Raw genomic sequence first — 18,851 nt, 5'->3', positions numbered from 1 at the left:
TTGTGCGCTCCCAGGATTTCTGTCATAAAAATTTAGGACAGTAGTGCTGTCTTATTTTGTCGCACAAAACAGGCTGGATTGGCGTATCGTTGGGCCTCTCCGGCCGTTGCCGCGAGCGACAGGTAGACAGACTGGCTCTGGCCTGTACGAATACCAGATACGAACCGTGTGGAAAGCCGCATGGTTCAGCCCAAGATTTCGCAAGACGTGCCGCAAGGATCAAGGGGGAGCCAAGCGCTTCCCGAGGCAAACCAGCGCCCGAACGGCTGGGAACGGAGGACAGGACGATGACGGACATGACGCTCTCTGCGACGAACGGCCAGGCCGCGCAGACGAAAGCGGCAGCCGTCAAAAATGCGTCTATCACCACTGGCCTGACCACTATTGGCCGAACCGCCAACGGCTTTGCCGCGCAGGGCCTTTATGATCCGCGCAACGAGCATGATGCCTGCGGCGTCGGCTTCATCGTCAACATGAAGGGCGTGAAGTCGCACCAGATCGTCAAGGACGGCCTCGCCGTGCTCGAAAACCTGACGCATCGCGGCGCCGTCGGCGCCGATCCGCTGGTCGGCGATGGCGCCGGCGTGCTGGTGCAGCTTCCGGACCGTTTCTTCCGCGAAGAGATGGCAGCCCAGGGCATCGAACTGCCGCCGGCCGGTCAATACGGCGTCGGGCACTGGTTCATGCCGCAGGATGCAGCACTGCGCGCCCACATCGAGGACATCATCGCCGAATCGGCGCAGTCCGAGGGGCTTCCGCTCATCGGTTTTCGTGACGTGCCCGTCGACAATTCGTCTCTGTCGAAGGCGCCTGATATCGTCGCGTCCGAGCCGTTCCATCGGCAGATTTTCATCGGCCGCACGGCCGACATTACCGACGACGAGGAGTACGAGGCCAGGCTCTATCTGCTGCGCAAGGTCATATCGGGCCGCATCTACGCCGAGAACGACAACAAGGACATCGGTTCCTACTGCGTATCGCTGTCGGCGCGCACCATCGTCTACAAGGGCATGTTCCTGGCCTACCAGGTCGGCGCCTACTACAAGGATCTCAAGGACCCGCGCTTCGAGACGGCGCTGATCCTCGTCCACCAGCGCTTCTCGACCAACACCTTCCCGTCGTGGAAGCTGGCGCATCCCTACCGCATGGTCGCCCACAATGGCGAGATCAACACCGTGCGCGGCAACAACAACTGGATGGCGGCGCGCCAGGCGTCGGTCGATTCCGAACTGTTCGGCAACAACATCTCGAAGCTGTGGCCGATCTCCTATGAGGGCCAGTCCGACACAGCCTGTTTCGACAACGCGCTCGAGTTCCTGTTCCAGGGCGGCTACAGCCTCAGCCACGCCATGATGATGCTGATCCCCGAAGCCTGGGCCGGCAACAAGCTGATGGATGCCGACCGCAAGGCCTTCTACGAATACCATGCCGCCCTTATGGAGCCGTGGGACGGACCGGCTGCGGTGGTCTTTACCGATGGCCGCCAGATCGGCGCCACGCTCGACCGCAACGGACTACGCCCGGCGCGCTACATCGTCACCGACGATGACCGCGTCATCATGGCCTCGGAAGCCGGCGTGCTGCCGGTGCCGGAAGAGAGGATCGTCAAGAAGTGGCGGCTGCAGCCCGGCCGTATGCTGCTGATCGACCTCGAGAAGGGTCGTATCGTCTCCGACGAGGAGCTCAAGTCGGAGATCGCCACCAAGCATCCCTACAAGAGCTGGCTCGCCAACACGCAGCTGATCCTTGAAGATTTGAAGCCGGTCGAGCCGCGCGAATTGCGCCGGGACGTCAGCCTGCTCGATCGCCAGCAGGCGTTCGGCTACAGCCAGGAAGACACCAAGCTGTTGATGTCGCCGATGGCGACCACCGGCCAGGAAGCCGTGGGATCGATGGGCACCGACACGCCGATCTCGGCAATGTCGGACAAGTCGAAGCTGCTCTACACCTATTTCAAGCAGAACTTCGCCCAGGTCACCAACCCGCCGATCGACCCGATCCGCGAGGAGCTGGTGATGAGCCTGGTGTCCTTCATCGGGCCGCGGCCCAACATCTTCGACCTGGTCGGCAATTCACGCCGCAAGCGGCTGGAAGTGCGCCAGCCGATCCTGACCAATGGCGATCTCGAAAAGATCCGCTCCATTGGTCACACCGAGGACCGCTTCGACACCAAGACGATCGACATCACCTATGGCTCGAACGAGGGCGCAGCCGGTATGCAAGGCGCCATCGACCGCTTGTGCGAGCGGGCGGAGGCGGCGGTCGCCGGCGGCTACAACATCATCATCCTGTCCGACCGCCAGGTCGGGCCGGACCGCATCGCCATCCCGGCACTGCTGGCGACGGCCGCGGTGCACCACCATTTGATCCGCAAGGGCCTGCGCACTTCGGTCGGTCTGGTCGTGGAATCGGGCGAGCCGCGCGAAGTGCATCATTTCTGCTGCCTTGCCGGCTATGGCGCCGAGGCGATCAACCCTTACCTTGCCTTCGACACGCTCACCGACATGCACAAGCGTGGCGAACTGCCGAAGGAAGTCGACGCCTACGAAGTGGTCTCGCGCTACATCAAGTCGATCGGCAAGGGCATCCTCAAGGTGATGTCCAAGATGGGCATCTCGACCTACCAGTCCTATTGCGGCGCGCAGATTTTCGACGCCATCGGGCTGAAGACCGATTTCGTGCAGCAATACTTCACCGGCACCGCGACGCTGATCGAGGGCGTCGGACTGGACGAGATCGCGGTCGAGACGCTCAGCCGCCACACCGATGGTTTCGGCAATGACCCGGTGCTGCGCAACAGCCTCGAGGTCGGCGGCGAATACGTGTTCCGCATGCGCGGTGAAGCGCACATCTGGTCGCCCGACGCAGTCGCCACCCTGCAGCACGCCGTGCGTCAGGGCTCGTGGGAAACGTTCAAGGACTATTCCGCCCAGATCGACAGCGAGACGGCGCGCGCCCAGACCATTCGCGGCCTGTTTAGGATCAAGCTGGCGGAAGAGAGCGGCCGCAAGAAGGTCGCGCTCGATGAGGTCATGCCGGCGGCCGACATCGTCAAGCGGTTCTCGACCGGGGCGATGTCCTTCGGCTCGATCTCGCGCGAGGCGCACACCACGCTGGCGCGCGCCATGAACCAGATCGGCGGCAAGTCGAACACCGGCGAGGGCGGCGAAGAGGCCGACCGCTATCTGCCGCTGCCGGGCGGCGGCAAGAACCCCGAGCGCTCGGCGATCAAGCAGGTCGCCTCCGGGCGGTTCGGCGTGACGGCGGAGTATCTGGTCAACTCGGACATGATGCAGATCAAGGTCGCGCAGGGCGCCAAGCCCGGCGAGGGTGGTCAGCTGCCAGGTCACAAGGTCGATGCGACGATCGCCAAGGTGAGGCATTCGACGCCGGGCGTCGGCCTGATCTCGCCGCCGCCGCATCACGACATTTATTCGATCGAGGATCTGGCGCAGCTGATCTACGATCTGAAGAACGTCAATCCGGCGGCCGACGTGTCGGTCAAGCTGGTCTCGGAAGTTGGCGTCGGCACGGTTGCGGCCGGCGTCGCCAAGGCGCGCGCCGACCACATCACCATCTCCGGCTATGATGGCGGCACCGGCGCGTCGCCGCTGACCTCGCTCAAGCATGCCGGCAGCCCGTGGGAAATGGGTCTCGCCGAGACCCACCAGACGCTGGTGCTGAACGGTCTGCGAGCGCGCGTGGCGCTGCAGGTCGATGGCGGGTTGCGTACCGGTCGCGATGTCATCATCGGCGCGCTGCTTGGCGCCGACGAGTTCGGCTTCTCGACCGCACCGCTGATCGCGGCCGGCTGCATCATGATGCGCAAGTGCCACCTCAACACCTGCCCGGTCGGCGTCGCGACGCAGGACCCGGTCTTGCGCAAGCGCTTCAAGGGCACGCCGGAACACGTGATCAACTTCTTCTTCTATGTGGCGGAAGAGGTGCGCGGGCTGTTGGCCGAGATGGGCTACACCCATATCGACCAGATCATCGGCGACACCGACCTTCTGGAAAAGCGCGACCTGATCGTGCACTGGAAGGCGCGGGGCCTCGATTTCTCGAAGATGTTCTTCAAGCCCGATGCGCCGCATGCTTCCGTGCACTGGACCGAACGGCAGAAGCATCCGATCGACGACGTGCTCGACCGCAAGCTGATCGAACTGGCCAAGCCGGCGCTCGAGAGCAAGCTGCCGGTCAAGATCGAGGTCGACATCCGGAATGTCGACCGTTCGACGGGCGCCATGCTGTCAGGCGAGGTGGCCAAGCGCTTCAAGCACAAGGGCCTGCGCGAAGACACGATCTCGGTGAAGCTGACCGGTACCGCCGGCCAGTCGTTCGGCGCCTTCCTGGCGCGCGGCATTTCGTTCGAGCTTGTCGGTGCGGCCAACGACTATGTCGGCAAGGGCCTGTCTGGTGGGCGCATCGTCATCCGGCCGCCGGAAGAGGCCAAGATCGTCGCGGCGGACTCCATCATCGTCGGCAATACGGTGCTCTATGGCGCAACCGAGGGCGAGGCCTATTTCGCGGGTGTCGCTGGCGAGCGTTTCGCGGTGCGCAATTCGGGCGTTGCGGCCGTCGTCGAAGGCGTCGGTGACCATGGCTGCGAGTACATGACCGGCGGCATCGTCGTTGTCATCGGCCAGACCGGCCGCAACTTCGCCGCCGGCATGTCGGGCGGCGTCGCCTATGTGCTGGACGAGGCAGGCGATTTCGCCGAGCGCTGCAACATGGCGATGGTCGAACTGGAGCCGGTGCCGGAAGAAGACGATCTGATGGAAAAGCTGCTCCATCACGGCGGCGACCTCGACCACAAGGGCCGCGTCGACGTCTCCGGCGACATGACCAGCCATGACGAGGAGCGACTCTACCAGCTGATCTCGAACCATGTGCATTACACGGGCTCGGTCAGGGGTCGCGAGATCCTCGACGACTGGACGACTTTCCGGCCGAAATTCCGGAAAATCATGCCGGTCGAGTACCGCCGTGCGCTGATCGAGATGGAACGCATGCGCATGGGCGTGGCGGCGGAATAGACTGATGCATCGCCGGGAGGCCCCAGGGTTTCCCGGCCCACACCTTCATCGAAAGTTTGACCTCGGGCGCAAGGTTGCCATGGCTGCCTCAAGAGGTTAACGGGTGCGGCGAAAACCGCACCATCTGGACAGCAGGAACTGGACTATGGGCAAGGTAACAGGCTTTCTCGAAATCGACCGGCAGGTGCACAAGTACCAGCCGGCCTCCGACCGCATCCGGCATTTCCGCGAGTTCACGCTGCCGATGTCTGACAAGGAGGTCGAGAAACAGGCCGCGCGCTGCATGGATTGCGGCATTCCGTTCTGCCACGGGCCGACCGGCTGCCCTATCCACAACCAGATCCCGGACTGGAACGACCTCGTCTACAACGGCGACTGGGACAATGCGATCCGCAACCTGCACTCGACCAACAATTTCCCTGAGTTCACCGGCCGTATCTGCCCGGCGCCTTGCGAGGAAGCCTGCACGCTGAACCTTGAGGACATTCCGGTCGCCATCAAGACCGTCGAGCAGGCGATCGCCGACAAGGCCTATGAGACCGGTCATATCCGGCCCTATCCGCCGGAAAAGAAGACGGGAAAACGCGTCGCCATCATCGGTTCGGGACCGGCCGGCATGGCAGCTGCCCAACAGTTGGGCCGCGCCGGCCATGACGTCCATGTCTATGAGCGCGAGAGCCGGCCGGGCGGGCTGATGCGCTACGGCATTCCCGACTTCAAGATCGAGAAGCACTATATCGACCGGCGCATCGAGCAGATGCAGGGCGAGGGCGTGACGTTCTATTGCGGCGTCAATGTCGGCGTCGACAAGAAGGTCAGCGAACTGCTCGCCGAATATGATGCGGTGCTCTATTGCGGCGGTTCGGAAACACCGCGCGCGGCCGGCATTCCCGGTGACGATCTCGACGGCGTGCATGATGCGATGCCGTATCTGGTGCAGCAGAACAAGCGCGTCGGCGGCGAGCCGATCCAGTCGGTGGCGTGGCACTCGGGGCCGATCGTCGCCGGCGGCCAGCACGTCGTCGTCGTCGGCGGCGGCGACACCGCCTCCGATTGCGTCGGCACCGCCTTTCGCCAGGGCGCCGTGCGCGTCACCCAGCTCGACATCCGGCCGCAGCCGCCGGAAAAGGAAGACAAGCTTTCGGTCTGGCCTTACTGGGCAACCAAGATGCGCACCTCGTCGTCGCAGGCGGAAGGCGCTGAGCGCGAATTCCAGGTGGCGACGCTCGAATTCATCGGCGAAGAGGGCCAGCTGACCGGCGTCAAATGCTGTGAGGTCGATGACAAGCGCAAGCCTATCGCCGGCACCGAATTCGTCATCCGCGCCGATCTCGCCTTCATCGCCATCGGCTTTGCCGGGCCGACCACCGCCGGACTGGTGTCGGAATTGGATGGCCAGATGAAGATCGTAACCGACAGCCGCCGTTCGAAAAACGTCGAGGCCAACGATCGCGACTACAAGACCAGCGTCGACAGGCTCTATGCGGCGGGCGACGTGCGTCGCGGCCAGTCGCTGGTCGTCTGGGCGATCCGTGAGGGTCGCCAGGCGGCGCGCTCGATCGACGAGGCACTGATGGGATCGACTGTTCTGCCCCGCTAAGGGTTGATCGCCGTCGTCGTGTCGCCGGCGGCCGCTGTCGCGGGCTGGGTCTTGGGCGGCCAGGAAAAATCGTCGGCGCGGCCGGGCGAGGCAGCGGGCGCCTTGCCCTCGACGACCAGTTTTTCGCCGGGCAGGTTCACATCCGCCTTTGTCGTCGGTGGCGCTGCACCGAGAAGTTCCGAACCGCCGTCGAGCGCCGGATCGCTGAGCAGCATCGGCACGGTGCGGTCGACCACGATGGGGGCGGCGGCCGGCGACGGCACTTCGACCGGGGCGCCAGCCGGCGCGGACGCCGTCACCACACCGCCGGGTGCCGTCAGCCCAAGGATCTTCATCAATGGCTTTTCGGTATAGAAGGCGAGCTTGCGCTTGCCGGCCTTCGACACGTTGATGCCGTCATCGGAGCGCAGGCGCACCGCCTGGCCGTTAATGTCAGGTCCGGTGGTGACGAAGGCGCCGTTCTCGTCGACGAATCCATCCCAGATGTCGACGAACTCACCGCCACCGCTTTCGGCCGCCGAATGATAGATGTCGTTGAAGGCCAGCATGTCGGAAGTCATTCTCGGCACCCGGAAAGCCGGCATGCCAACCCACAGGAAGGGCACCTTGGTCGACGCTATGGCCTTGCCCAGCGCATCGGTACGGCGTTCATATTCCTTGGTCCAGTTCTCGGATCGCGGCTGTTCGCGCACATCGTTGACGCGCATCTGCTGGCGGTCGTTGGAGCCGAGCATGACGACCACGACCGCGGGCTTCTCGGTCTCGATCAACGACTTGATCTGTTCGGGCCAGTTGTAGAAATCATCCCGCACGAAACCGGACGAACCGTTGGCGCGAACGACGATCCTGACGCCGGGATTTTCGGCAAAGGCAGTATCGAGGCCTTCCGCAAGGCCGCTTGCCATGAAATCGCCGACCACCAGAACCACACGAGCATCCGGTGTTTTCTCGACAATCGGTATTGCCGGTTCGGCCGGTGGGCGAGGCGCCTTCTTTCTTGGCTTGGGCTGCGGCTTCTGGATGTCGAGCGGCGGCTCGACCCGCTCACTTCTGCGCGGGAACAACAGGTCGCGCAGCGACCAACCCCGGGTTTGCTGTTCCTGCGCCATGGCCGGCGTGTGAAAGGTGCTGGCGGCGGCGACTGCCAGAACGGCAATGGCCAGAATCAGGATCGGCATGCGACGGACGATGACCCGGATACGCGCGACCGAAACCAATCACCCTCTCCATCCCTGGCGCATGACCCCCGAAATCGGGATCGCGCGGCGGCTCTATTTTTGTCGGAGCCATTTGAGCACTTCCATGCTCGGATACCCGTCCTGGGTCAAGCCGACCTTTGCTTGATAGGTCATGATGGCTGTTTTGGTGCCATCACCGATCTTGCCGTCGAACTTGCCGTCGTAAAGCCCGTGCTGCGAAAGCCGCTTCTGCAGCTCCTGCCTTTCCTCGAAGCTGAGCTTGGTAAAGGGCCGTTTCCAGTCCTGCACGAGACCGCTGGAGCCGGCGATTTCGTCGGCAAGAAGGCCGACGGCCAGCGCATACTTATCGGCGTTGTTGTACGCCTTGATGACCGAGAAATTCTTGATCATCAGGAAGGCTGGGCCACCGCGGCCGTCCGGCACCTTCAGTGTCGCCTTGTCGGCAACGTTCTTGAACGGCTTGCCATTAGCCCTGACGACGCCGAGCGCCTGCCATTGCGTCAGTGTCTTCGCGCCGCCGGGAAGCTTGCCGGCCGGCAGCGTGACTTCATAGCCCCAGGTCTTGCCGGCCTGCCAGCCATTCTTCTTCAGCAAATTGGCGGCGGTCGCCAGCGCATCGGGGATTGAATTCCAGATGTCGCGCTTGCCATTGCCGTCCATGTCGACGGCATAGTGCTGATAGCTGGTCGGAATGAACTGGGTGTGGCCCATGGCGCCCGCCCAGGATCCGCTCAGATGGCTTTCATCGATGTCGCCCGTCTGCAGGATCTTCAGCGCCGCGATCAGCTGGGTGCGCGCGAATTTCCCCCGCTTGGGGTCGGCATAGGCCAAGGTCGCCAGCGAGCGCACGACATTGCGCATGATGTCGTCGCGCTTGAGGATTTCGCCATAGTTCGATTCCATCGACCAGATGGCAAGCAGGATGTCACGGTCGACACCGAACCTTGCCTCGATCCGGTCGAGCCACGGCTTCCATTTCTTCGCCATCTGCTGGCCGACGGCGACCGACTGGTCATGGACGCGGTTGTCAAAATAATCCCAGGCCGGCGCGGTGAATTCAGGCTGCGTGCGCGCCTTTTCCAGCACCACCGGGTCGATATCCCTGATATCCTTGAACGCCTGGTCATAGACGGCGCCGGAAACGCCGCCTTGCACGGCTGTGGCGCGGAAGCCGGCGACCCATTGCCGGAAGCCGGCATCGGCAAAAGCCGGTCCGGCCGGCATCAGCAAGGCAAGCGAGAGGCTGGCGGCCGTCATGACGCTGGTGAAAAGTTTTGCGGCATTGCGAACGGACATCTTTTCCTCCTTCATTATCTCAGGAAGATCATTCATCGCCGAACCCGGTTAGGAATTAGTTTACCATAGGAGCCGTTGGGAACGAAAAGACGCGTCGTTGCTTTTACGCACTGCCAGTTTCTCACCAGTCCTTCCGTAATCCTCGATTCCGGCGTGAAAATGTCTCGGAGCGGGATTGCGGAGCAGGCCCTCAAACGGATAATTGACAGCATGAAGAGAGTTCGCAAGGCAGTTTTCCCGGTCGCCGGTCTCGGCACGCGGTTTCTCCCGGCCACCAAGGCCATCCCGAAGGAAATGCTGACCGTCGTCGACAGACCGGTCATCCAGTATGTTGTCGATGAGGCGCGCGAGGCCGGCATCGAGCATTTCATCTTCGTCACCGGCCGCAACAAGGCGGTCATCGAAGACCATTTTGACGTCCAGTTCGAGCTCTATGACACGCTCGCGCAGCGCGGCAAGGATGACCAGCTCGCCCGCCTGCAGCGCCTCCAGCCGGCGCCGGGACAGACGAGCTTTACCCGCCAGCAAGTGCCGATGGGGCTCGGCCATGCCGTCTGGTGCGCGCGTGAACTGGTCGGAGACGAGCCCTTCGCGCTGCTGTTGCCCGACATGATCATGCAGTCGGAAAAGAGCTGCATGAAGGCCATGGTCGAGCTCTACGAGGAGACCGGCAACAACATCATCGCCGTGCAGGAATGCGACCCGGCCGAGGCGCACAAATATGGCATTGTCGGCCGCGGCGAGGATACGCATCACGGTTTCCGCATCACCGAGATGGTGGAGAAGCCGAAGACCGGCACCGCACCGTCCAATCTCTACATCAACGGCCGCTACATCCTGCAGCCCGAGATCTTTGGCATTCTCGAAGGCCAGGAAAAGGGCGCCGGCAACGAGATCCAGCTCACCGACGCGATGCTGAAACTGGAAAAGCAGCAGCCTTTTTATGGCTACCACTACCAGGGCCGCACCTTCGATTGTGGTTCGCCGGAAGGGTTCGTCGAGGCCAATGTGGCTTTCGCGCTGTGGCGCAGCGACATGAACGAGAACATGTCGGGCGTCATCCGCACGCTGCTCGATGAGATAAAACCGTCGGAACGGCGCGGCGCCGCTTAAGACTTCCTACCGCTGCAGCTTCAGGCCGAGGTAGATGCTGTTGGCGGTGTAGTTGCGCCCGGGCAGGTTGCTGGTCAGCTTTTCGGTGCGGGCGCGGCTGGTGAGGCCGACATAGCGGTTCAGCCACCATGTCAGGCCGGCCTCGGCGCTCAGCGTCAGGTCGTGCCCGTCGGAGCCGGTGTAATCGCGCCAGTCGAGGCCGAGAGCCGCGTTTCCAGTCAAGTTGGCGCGAATCTGCCGCTCACCGGTGAGGCGGCCGGAATAGAGGATATCGCCGCTTTCGTTGGCGGCCGTGGTGCCTTCGGCGGTGGTCTTCCCAGTGAGGCCGATGATGGTGCCGCGCTCGGGCGACCATTTGAGGTCTGCATTCACGGTTGCGCCGGAGATCGCCGCCAGACGGTCGTCGTCGATCGCTTCCCGGAGCCAGCCGGCCGAGAATTCGCCGGTCAGCTCCTCGCCCATGTCGAGTTCGACGCCGGCACGCGCGCCGAGGCGGGTGGACGACCGTTCGAAACCGCCCGAATCGACGCGCAGATCATAGGCGCGGCGGCCGACTTCGACCTCGGCGAAAGGCGTGATGGCAGGCGAAATCTCGTAGCCGGTGCGCAAGGTGGCGGTATACAGCGTCGAGTCGCGGTCTTTCTGCGACAGCACGGTGCCGTCTGTCAGCTCGGCGTCGCCATAGATGTCGTGAGAGACCGCGCCGGTCAGCGCGAAGCGCAGCTTGCCGACGTCCTTCTCGACGCCCAAGCTGCCGTCGATGGTCTGGCGGATCGGCTGCGATTTGACACCGGCAATGGCGTCGGGCGAGGAGGCTGATTCCGGCGCAATTTCGTAGCCGAGCTTGGCGATGGCGCGCAGTTCATTGTCGAGATCGACGTTTAGGGTGCCTTCGATGCGGCCGCGCCCTTCATTGATCTTCTTGCCCGAAATGGTGTTGCGGAAGTTGCCGTATCCGTCGATGACCGCCGAATTCTCGCGCCAGTCAGAGGCGGCGGAAAAACGCAGCGCTGTTTCGGACAGCACTGCCGACGTCCCGCCACTGCTGGAATCGGCATTCGACGTTGCGGTCACGCCTTGCTCAAGCGTCGGCCGGAGCAGGAAGGAGCCAACCTTGATGCCGGGTGCGGCGTAGGGATCTTCTTCGGGCTTCTTCTTCAGGCCCTCGATGGAGCCGGTGCGCTCGGCGCCGGGATCGAGCTTCTGCCGGTCGGCGCTGTCGACGGTGAGGGCACGGCGATTGGCTGTGTCCTGGTCGGTGTCGTCTGCCGCTGCGTCGGTCGAAGTGGTTCCGGTCGTGGTAGGGTCCGTTGCCTTGCCGAGCTTCTTCTTGTCGGCGGCCTTGTCTTTAGCCTTGTCCGCATCGGCGGCGCGCTGTTTTGCGGTCGACGGCCGGCGCGGCTTAGCTGGGGGTGGATTGTCGCCAAAACTGCCATCGCTGGCCGCCAGCGGATCGAAGATGCTGCCGGTCGCGGGCGTGGCGCCGGTGTCATCCGGCACGGCGCCGGCACTTGCCGGCAGATAGGTCGTCGGGGTTGGCGGGTTGGCCTGAGCGGCTGCATCGGCTGCTGCCTGATCTTGAGATCCGGCGGCGCTCAGCTGTCTCACCTTGCGCTGCTGGTCAAACAGGATCGCCGATTCCGAAACCTCGCCGCGCAGCTCGGTCTCCTGAGCGCAAAGCGGTGTTGGCCGCAGCAAAGCGAAAGCGCTGGCCGCCAGCAGCAGTGCGCTGATGGCTTTGCCGTTTCGACCTCTTTTGCTTTCAGGCTGGGCCCGCGACATCGTCACCACTGCTTGCGCGGCGCAAGCGCGCCATACTTACCGAACCGTAAATGGGGATGGTTAACGGAGGGTTGAGGCGGCGGGCCAATGACCCTTAAGGCGCTGATGTCCGAAGGGATTCATGCGGCGCGCTTCAAGCTTCCTGTTTTCGTGCAGCTCGCCATCCCAAAACCGCTGCATGGCCTTGGTTCAGGCCCGGGGCAGGCCTTTGGGCGACAGGCGTGAGGTGGCATTTCTGTTGGACAGGCGAGCGCCAAAGCGCTAATCGCATCAGCCATGCATGCGGGATCCCCAGAAAAGAAGCGGCTGAACAAGCAAGCTTCGATAGAATCGGCGCTCAGGACGGTGGCAACCGAGCAGGCCGGTGTGGCGGCTCTGGCCGCGGCGCTCGAAAATGGGCTGTCCGAACCGTTCGCGCGCGCCGTCGATATCGTGTCGCAGGCCAGAGGCCGCGTCATCGTCACCGGCGTCGGCAAGAGTGGCCATATCGGCTCCAAGATCGCCGCGACGCTCGCCTCGACCGGCACGCCGGCCTTCTTTGTCCATCCGTCCGAGGCCAATCACGGCGACCTCGGCATGATCGCCAGGGACGACGCCATCATCGCCATGTCGTGGTCGGGCGAGAGCAAGGAGCTCAACGGCATCATCGCCTATTCCAGGCGTTTCTCGATCCCGCTGGTCGCGATCACCGCCGGCGAGACATCGGCGCTGGCGCGCGAGGCGGACGTGGTGCTGTTGCTGCCGCGCGCGCCCGAAGCCTGCCCGCACGGCCTTGCGCCGACCACGTCGACGCTGCTGCAACTGGTGATCGGCGATGCGTTGGCCATTGCGCTGCTCGAAGCACGCGGCTTCACCCCGGACCATTTCCGCACCTTCCATCCCGGCGGCCAGCTCGGCGCCAATCTGACCATGGTCTCCGAGATCATGCGGGTCGGCGACCAGATTCCGCTGGCCGTGCTCGGCACCAAGATGCCGGAAGCGGTCATGACGCTGTCGAAGAAGAAGGTCGGCTGCGTCTTGATCGTCGATACGAATGGTGAATTGGCCGGTATCATCACCGACGGTGACGTGGCGCGCAATCTGCACCGTAACCTGGCCAACGTCATCGTCGATGAGGTCATGACCCGCACGCCCAAGACGATCGATCCGCAGACGCTAGCCGGTACGGCGATCGCGCTCCTCAACGACTACAATATCGGCGCGCTGGTGGTGACCAAAAACAACATGCCGCTGGGCGTGGTTCATTTCCACGACCTGTTGCGCATCGGCGCGGCCTGAAATTCAGACCCGCTCGACCGTCAACTCCAGATCTGTGTCGGCGGAACTGACTACACGCACCTGCGTGCCGGCCGGCAGGTCGGGACCGGAGACGCGCCACAGCGTGTCGCCGAGCTTGATGCGGCCGCGGCCGTCCTTGATCGGTTCGGCAAGGGTAGCCATCTTGCCGACCATCTGGGCGCCGCGGCGGTTAAGCAGCGGCTGGTCGGTCGTGTCATTGCGCCCGCCGACCAGCTTCTTGCCGACGAAGGCAGAGGCCAGCGACAGCGCCAGGAAGGCGAGAACCTGGATTTCCCAAGTCCAGAAGCCGGTATCCCAGATCAGCAGTGAGACCACGCCGATCAGCAGCGCGGCAATACCGATCCACAGCATGAAGATGCCTGGCGCGATGACTTCCATCACCAGCAGGACGAAGCCCAGAACCATCCAGTTCCACGGGCCGAGTTCGGAAATGATGCGGTCGAACATGGGAGTGCGCTCCTATTTACTGTCGAGCATGATCTTTTCCGAAAACCGGTTCCCACTTTTCGGGATCATGCTCCAATGATCTCAGTTATCGCTTGGGCGAACCACCGGTGGGCGGGCGGCCTGCCGCGCGGCGCCGGCAGTGCCTTCGCTGCGGAACACCTCCTTGGCGATCTCGCTTATGCCGCCGAGCGTGCCGATCAGCGCCGAGGCCTCCATCGGCATCAGCACGACCTTGCTGTTGTTGGCGGTGCCGATCTTGCCCATCGCTTCGGTGTATTTCAGCGCCACGAAGTAGTTGAGCGCCTGCACGTCGCCCTTGGAGATGGCTTCCGACACGACCTGCGTGGCGCGGGCTTCGGCCTCGGCCGAACGCTCGCGCGCCTCGGCGTCGCGGAAGGCGGCTTCCTTGCGGCCCTCGGCCTCCAGAATCTGCGATTGCTTGAGACCTTCAGCGGCGAGGATCTGCGCACGCTTGTTGCGTTCGGCGGTCATCTGGCGGCCCATCGATTCGATGAGATTGGCCGGCGGGTTGATGTCCTTGATCTCGACGCGGGTAATCTTGATGCCCCACGGGTGCGCCGCCTCGTCGACGACGCGCAGCAGGCGCTCGTTGATGGCGTCGCGGTTGGACAGCAGTTCGTCGAGGTCCATCGAGCCCATGACGGTACGGATGTTGGTCATCGTCAGGTTGAGGATGGCGTTCTGCAGGCCTGAGACCTGATAGGCTGCCTGCGCCGCGTTGAGGATCTGGTAGAAGGCGATGCCGTCGACACCCACTATGGCGTTGTCGCGGGTGATGATTTCCTGGCTCGGAACGTCGAGCACCTGCTCCATCATGTTCATCTTGGCGCCGATACGGTCGACGAACGGCGTAATGAAATTGAGGCCGGGGCTCAGTGTCTTGGTGTAGCGACCGAAGCGCTCAACCGTATAATTGTAGCCTTGCGGGATTGTCCTGATGCCTTTGATAAGAAGCACCAATACCAGAAAGGCAAGTGCACCAATCGCAATGCCGAAACCACTGAAGTCCATTTGGTTCTCCCTCAGATGCCGGCCACGGAGACGCTTCCGTGCAACCGACTTCACCAAACACTTAAGTGTGTTTCAGCAATGTTACAATCTGGTGATCGCTGATTATCTATGCACAGCTGATTGCGAGAGGCGTCGGCTTCAGATCCAACCCGACAGTTCGCGCCGCACCATCGCTTCGATCATCGCCATGCCTTCCACACTGTCGTTGAGGCAAGGGATATGGGCGAATTTTTCGCCGCCGGCGTGATGGAAGGTTTCGGCCGCCTCGCGGCCGATTTCGTCCAGTGTCTCGATGCAGTCGACGGAGAAACCAGGGTTGACGATGGCGATTGATTTCACGCCGTCCTGTCCGAGCTTCTCGACCGTCTTGTCGGTATAGGGCTGCAGCCATTCCTGTGCGCCGAAGCGCGACTGGAAGGTGGTGATCAGCTTCTTGTCGCTCCAGCCGAGCCGTTCGCGCAGCAGACGCGTCGTCTTCAGGCAATGGCAGTGATAGGGGTCGCCCTTTTCGAAATAGGGTTTTGGAATGCCGTGATAGGAGGCGATGACGACCTCCGGTTCGAAGTCGAGCGACGCCAGATGCTGTTCGATCGAACGGGCGAGCGCCTCGATATAGACTGGCTCGTCATAGTAGGGCGGCACGCTGCGGATGGCTGGGGCTGCCCGCATCTTCATCAGCGCGCGAAACAGCTGGTCGTTGGCGGTCGCCGTCGTCGTCGCCGAATATTGCGGATAGAGCGGGAAGCAGAGGATGCGGTCGCAGCCTTGCTCGACCAGCTTTTTGGCGACGCTCTCGGTCGAAGGATTGCCGTAGCGCATCGCCCAGTCGACGGCGACGTTGGGCAGGTCGTGCAACGCCTGGCCAAGTTTCTCGCCCTGGGCGCGGGTGAAGGTGCGCAGCGGAGACTCGTTGCGCTCCCGGTTCCAGATCCTGGCGTAGTTGGCGCCGGACTTCTTCGGCCGTGTGGTCAGAACGAGGCCGTAGAGGATCGGATACCAGATCGCCCTGTTGAGTTCGATGACACGCGGATCGGACAGGAATTCCCTGAGATAGCGCCACATCGGCTTGAAATCGGTACCGTCGGGCGTGCCGAGATTGACCAGCATGACGCCGATCTTGCCGCTTCTGACTGAGGGATGTCCTGCCGGCAGCGGGCCAAGCGCCTTCGCGGCTTTGGGATCGACAGGCGTGGAAAGCGTCATAAAAGGTCTCCCGACACCGCGAAACCGGCGATGTCGCGGCGAAACTAGCGATGCGGCGCGAGTTTTCAATGCTGCGTCTGGCCGCACCTTACCCTGAAAGCAGAAAACCCGCCCGGTTTCCCGGACGGGTTTTGCCAGTCGCAAGGCGCGAAGCGCTGTTATTTTGGCGGAATGGTCAAGGTTGCGCCGACGGGAAGCCGGCGTGGCTCGTAGCCCTTGTTGGCCTCGGAGATCACCTTCCACTTGGTGCCGTCGCCATAGGCCTGCTTGGCCAGGTCCCAATAGGTATCGCCGGCGACGATGACATGGCTGGCTTCAGCGGGAGCGGCCTCGGCCGGCTTTGCCGGCTCGGCAGGAGCCGGTGCTGGTGTCGCCGGGGCAGCCTCGGCTGGCTTGGCCGGTTCGGCGGGTGCCGGCGTCGCAGGTGCGGTTTCCGCCGGGACGGTTGGCGGCGTTGCCGCGATATCGCCGGAGCCTGCCGGCGGTGCAGGCAGCGCGGGCTCGGCGGGCGCCGGCGCGGGTTCCGCCGGCTTTGCCGGTTCTGCGGCCGGAGCCGCTGGCGCCGCGGCAACCGTGGCGGCGATCTCGGTGATGCGGCCGTCGAGCTTTGGCGTGTAGGGCTTATGCGCGCCGAGATAGTCGACAACCACCTGTTCGAGGCCCGGACCGTAGTCATAGGCGTTCTTGGCCTTCTCGGCGAAGATCTTGTAGCCGTCGCCGCCCTGGCGGACATAGTTGTTGGTGGCGACCAGATAGTCCTTGTCCGGATTGATCGGCGTCCAGGCGCCTCCTTCCATGACCTCGACCGACTTGACGCGGCCGGCATTGGGCGCGACCGACTTGTCGAAGGAATATTTGAGACCTGCCACCTGCGGGAAGCGTCCGGCGCCATCCTCGAGCTGGCTGAGACCGCTTTCCAGCCCGGCAACCAGATCCTTGCCGGAAATCTGGAAGGTGGCCAGCGTGTTCTGGAACGGCAGCACGGTCAGCACCTCGCCCATGGTGACGGTGCCCTGGTCGATCGAGGCGCGCAGGCCGCCGCCATTCGAGATGACGATCTCGACGCCCTGGCCCTTGACCCGGTCGAGGATCGCGTCGGAGACGAGATTGCCCATCTCGCATTCGCGGGCGCGGCAGTTTTCGCGGCTGCCGTCGATCGCCTTGGTGGTCTCGGCCACCTCCTTGTTCTTCAACGCCTCGATCGGCGCGCCAAGCTCCTTGATGCGGGCAAGCACGGTGGGATCGGGCGTGATCGACTTGTCGAGGAAGATCGGGTCGCCGCTGGCCGATTTGACGACGCCATTGTCGTCGAACACGATCTTGAACTCGCCGAGATATTTCGAATAGGACGCCGCCTGGACGACCGGAACCTTGTAGCCGTCCGGATTGTCGACCATCGTCGGGTAGGGACCTTCCGCTTTCGGGTCGGTGTTGGACAAAAGCGAATGGCTGTGGCCGCCGACGACAATGTCGATGCCCGGGATCTTGGCGATGACGTCGCGTTCACGCTTGTAGCCGATATGGGTCACCGCGATGATCTTGTTGACGCCTTCTCCCTTCAGCTTCTCGACCTCGGCCGTGATCGACTTGACGTCATCAGCGATGGTGATGTTGGGGCCGGGCGAGGCGAGCTCCGGGGTGTCGTTGGTCACGGCGCCGATGATGCCGATCTTCTGGCCGCCGACCTCAAGTACGATCGACGGCTTGATCTTGCCCGCCGCGCCAGACTTGTCGTTGGCCACGACATTGGCGCTGACGATCGGGAACTTCGCCTTGTCCAGGTAAGGCACCAGCGCGCTCTCGCCATCGTCAAACTCGTGGTTGCCGAGCGTCACCGCGTCGGGCTTGATCTGATTGAGAAATTCCTCCTCCGCGGTGCCCTTGTAGGTGATGTAGAACAGCGATCCCTGGAAGCTGTCGCCTGCATTGAGCAGCAGCACGTTCTGGCCTTCGAGCTTCTTGCGCTCCTGGGCGATCGCTGTGACCAGCCGGCCTGCGCCGCCGATGCATTCGCCTTTGGTCTCTTCTTCGGCCGAGCAGGTCGACTCGTATTTGTTGTTGCCTTCGATGCGGCTGTGCCAGTCGTTGAAATGCAGGATGTTCAACGTGTAGTCGGCAAAGGATGCTCCGGCCGACAGGCCGAGCGTGGATGCCGACAGAGCGGCAATGGCAGCAAACTTCTTCATCTTCGTCTCCCGGATGGCCTGACCAGAGGCGTATAACGCTCTTGCTTGACTGGAGCATAACAGCCAGCTTTTCGGGCATGTTCACATCGCGTTTCTGGCGATGCAAGAAGAATCAGGGCGAACGGAATCGGGATCGGTTTGCCGACATAAAAAAGGCGACGGGCATCGTGCCGCCGCCTTTTGCTAACCCTTGCGGGATCGGGCTCAGCCGCGTCTTGTCAGCACAAAGTTCTGCCCGGCGGCGCTGGTGCAATTGAGCTGATTGATGGATACCAGCAGACAGTTGAAGGCTATCGTCTGCTGCCGGATCAACGAGGTGCCGTTGATCTCGACCGAGGTGGGCCCGGTCTTGGAATAGCTGCCGTCGGCAAATTTCTCGCCGGTCTCGGCGGAAACCGTGGTGAAATTTCCGCCATTCAATGTCGACACCGCGTTGCCTTCGGCGTTCAGCCACGAGCCTTCGACCCCCTTCGCCGCAGAGGCGATTGGTGGCTCGTCAGGGCCGCCGGTGACGCAGGCGGCAAGCATCGTCGCCAAGGCGCCGGCCACGCCCATCGAAAGAACTTTGCGCGCAATCGTCATGTGAGAATCCTCTCCTCAGTCCGCATCCCTTCAATCGCCCGATTTCCGGGCGATTGCAAGGCAGTGAGGCATGCCT

The 18,851-nt window shown here is 63.0% G+C and carries 12 protein-coding genes; 4 read left to right on the top strand and 8 right to left on the bottom strand.

Going from position 1 to position 18,851, the window contains the following annotated elements; all coding sequences use genetic code 11:
- Positions 1-287: 287 nt before the first annotated feature.
- Both gltB and AC1DVW_RS24355 read left to right on the top strand, forming a co-directional pair.
- Positions 288-5,036, top strand: a complete 4,749-nt coding sequence (gltB, locus tag AC1DVW_RS24360) for a glutamate synthase large subunit (RefSeq protein WP_477326498.1) — start codon at positions 288-290, stop codon at positions 5,034-5,036.
- A gap of 145 nt (positions 5,037-5,181) precedes the next feature.
- Positions 5,182-6,636, top strand: a complete 1,455-nt coding sequence (locus AC1DVW_RS24355) for a glutamate synthase subunit beta (RefSeq protein WP_477248451.1) — start codon at positions 5,182-5,184, stop codon at positions 6,634-6,636.
- Here the strand turns inward: AC1DVW_RS24355 and AC1DVW_RS24350 are convergent.
- Entirely contained in the window at positions 6,633-7,853 is a 1,221-nt protein-coding gene (locus tag AC1DVW_RS24350; RefSeq protein ID WP_477326496.1) for an SGNH/GDSL hydrolase family protein, read from the bottom strand. The two genes, AC1DVW_RS24355 and AC1DVW_RS24350, sit on opposite strands and share 4 nt — an antisense overlap.
- 54 nt (positions 7,854-7,907) lie before the next feature.
- The gene (locus tag AC1DVW_RS24345) at positions 7,908-9,131 is read right to left on the bottom strand and encodes a lytic murein transglycosylase (RefSeq protein ID WP_477326494.1); all 1,224 of its coding nucleotides are present in this window, start codon (positions 9,129-9,131) and stop codon (positions 7,908-7,910) included.
- 210 nt (positions 9,132-9,341) lie between these two features.
- Between AC1DVW_RS24345 and galU the strand changes: the two genes are divergently transcribed.
- On the top strand, positions 9,342-10,244 hold the full coding sequence (gene galU / locus AC1DVW_RS24340) for a UTP--glucose-1-phosphate uridylyltransferase GalU (protein WP_477273217.1): 903 nt from the start codon (positions 9,342-9,344) through the stop codon (positions 10,242-10,244).
- A gap of 6 nt (positions 10,245-10,250) precedes the next feature.
- Here the strand turns inward: galU and AC1DVW_RS24335 are convergent, their stop codons facing one another.
- Positions 10,251-12,026, bottom strand: coding sequence for an outer membrane beta-barrel protein (locus AC1DVW_RS24335; RefSeq protein WP_477326492.1), 1,776 nt, complete (start codon positions 12,024-12,026; stop codon positions 10,251-10,253).
- Between the two features lie 276 nt (positions 12,027-12,302).
- Between AC1DVW_RS24335 and AC1DVW_RS24330 the strand changes: the two genes are divergently transcribed.
- A complete protein-coding gene (locus AC1DVW_RS24330; protein WP_477248439.1) occupies positions 12,303-13,304 on the top strand; it encodes a KpsF/GutQ family sugar-phosphate isomerase in 1,002 nt (333 codons plus the stop codon).
- A gap of 3 nt (positions 13,305-13,307) precedes the next feature.
- Here the strand turns inward: AC1DVW_RS24330 and AC1DVW_RS24325 are convergent, their stop codons facing one another.
- The 5 genes from AC1DVW_RS24325 to omp10 form a co-directional block, all read right to left on the bottom strand.
- A complete protein-coding gene (locus tag AC1DVW_RS24325) occupies positions 13,308-13,772 on the bottom strand; it encodes an NfeD family protein (protein ID WP_477326491.1) in 465 nt (154 codons plus the stop codon).
- An 81-nt stretch (positions 13,773-13,853) separates the two neighbouring features.
- Positions 13,854-14,804 (bottom strand): SPFH domain-containing protein, encoded by a 951-nt coding sequence (locus tag AC1DVW_RS24320; RefSeq protein WP_477248435.1) that lies wholly within the window; start codon positions 14,802-14,804, stop codon positions 13,854-13,856.
- Between the two features lie 138 nt (positions 14,805-14,942).
- Positions 14,943-16,007: a ferrochelatase gene (hemH, locus tag AC1DVW_RS24315; RefSeq protein ID WP_477326489.1), complete on the bottom strand. Its 1,065-nt coding sequence runs from the start codon at positions 16,005-16,007 to the stop codon at positions 14,943-14,945.
- A gap of 158 nt (positions 16,008-16,165) precedes the next feature.
- Positions 16,166-18,193 carry a 5'-nucleotidase C-terminal domain-containing protein gene (locus tag AC1DVW_RS24310; RefSeq protein ID WP_477326487.1) on the bottom strand — a complete coding sequence of 676 codons (2,028 nt, stop codon included), beginning with the start codon at positions 18,191-18,193 and terminating at the stop codon, positions 16,166-16,168.
- Positions 18,194-18,397: 204 nt separating this feature from the next.
- Positions 18,398-18,775, bottom strand: a complete 378-nt coding sequence (omp10, locus tag AC1DVW_RS24305) for an outer membrane lipoprotein Omp10 (protein ID WP_477326485.1) — start codon at positions 18,773-18,775, stop codon at positions 18,398-18,400.
- Positions 18,776-18,851 lie beyond the last annotated feature (76 nt).

This window comes from Mesorhizobium sp. P3_B5 (assembly GCF_056402815.1).
Note: the sequence above shows the minus strand (reverse complement) of the source record. Positions and strands in the feature narration are given on the sequence as shown.

Coding starts and splice junctions, on each gene's coding strand:
- omp10 (WP_477326485.1), bottom strand. CDS start 18,775: ATGACGATTGCGCGCAAAGTTCTTTCGATGGGCGTGGCCGGCGCCTTG.
- AC1DVW_RS24330 (WP_477248439.1), top strand. CDS start 12,303: ATGCATGCGGGATCCCCAGAAAAGAAGCGGCTGAACAAGCAAGCTTCG.
- AC1DVW_RS24310 (WP_477326487.1), bottom strand. CDS start 18,193: ATGAAGAAGTTTGCTGCCATTGCCGCTCTGTCGGCATCCACGCTCGGC.
- hemH (WP_477326489.1), bottom strand. CDS start 16,007: ATGACGCTTTCCACGCCTGTCGATCCCAAAGCCGCGAAGGCGCTTGGC.
- galU (WP_477273217.1), top strand. CDS start 9,342: ATGAAGAGAGTTCGCAAGGCAGTTTTCCCGGTCGCCGGTCTCGGCACG.
- AC1DVW_RS24325 (WP_477326491.1), bottom strand. CDS start 13,772: ATGTTCGACCGCATCATTTCCGAACTCGGCCCGTGGAACTGGATGGTT.
- AC1DVW_RS24335 (WP_477326492.1), bottom strand. CDS start 12,026: ATGTCGCGGGCCCAGCCTGAAAGCAAAAGAGGTCGAAACGGCAAAGCC.
- AC1DVW_RS24345 (WP_477326494.1), bottom strand. CDS start 9,131: ATGTCCGTTCGCAATGCCGCAAAACTTTTCACCAGCGTCATGACGGCC.
- AC1DVW_RS24355 (WP_477248451.1), top strand. CDS start 5,182: ATGGGCAAGGTAACAGGCTTTCTCGAAATCGACCGGCAGGTGCACAAG.
- gltB (WP_477326498.1), top strand. CDS start 288: ATGACGGACATGACGCTCTCTGCGACGAACGGCCAGGCCGCGCAGACG.
- AC1DVW_RS24320 (WP_477248435.1), bottom strand. CDS start 14,804: ATGGACTTCAGTGGTTTCGGCATTGCGATTGGTGCACTTGCCTTTCTG.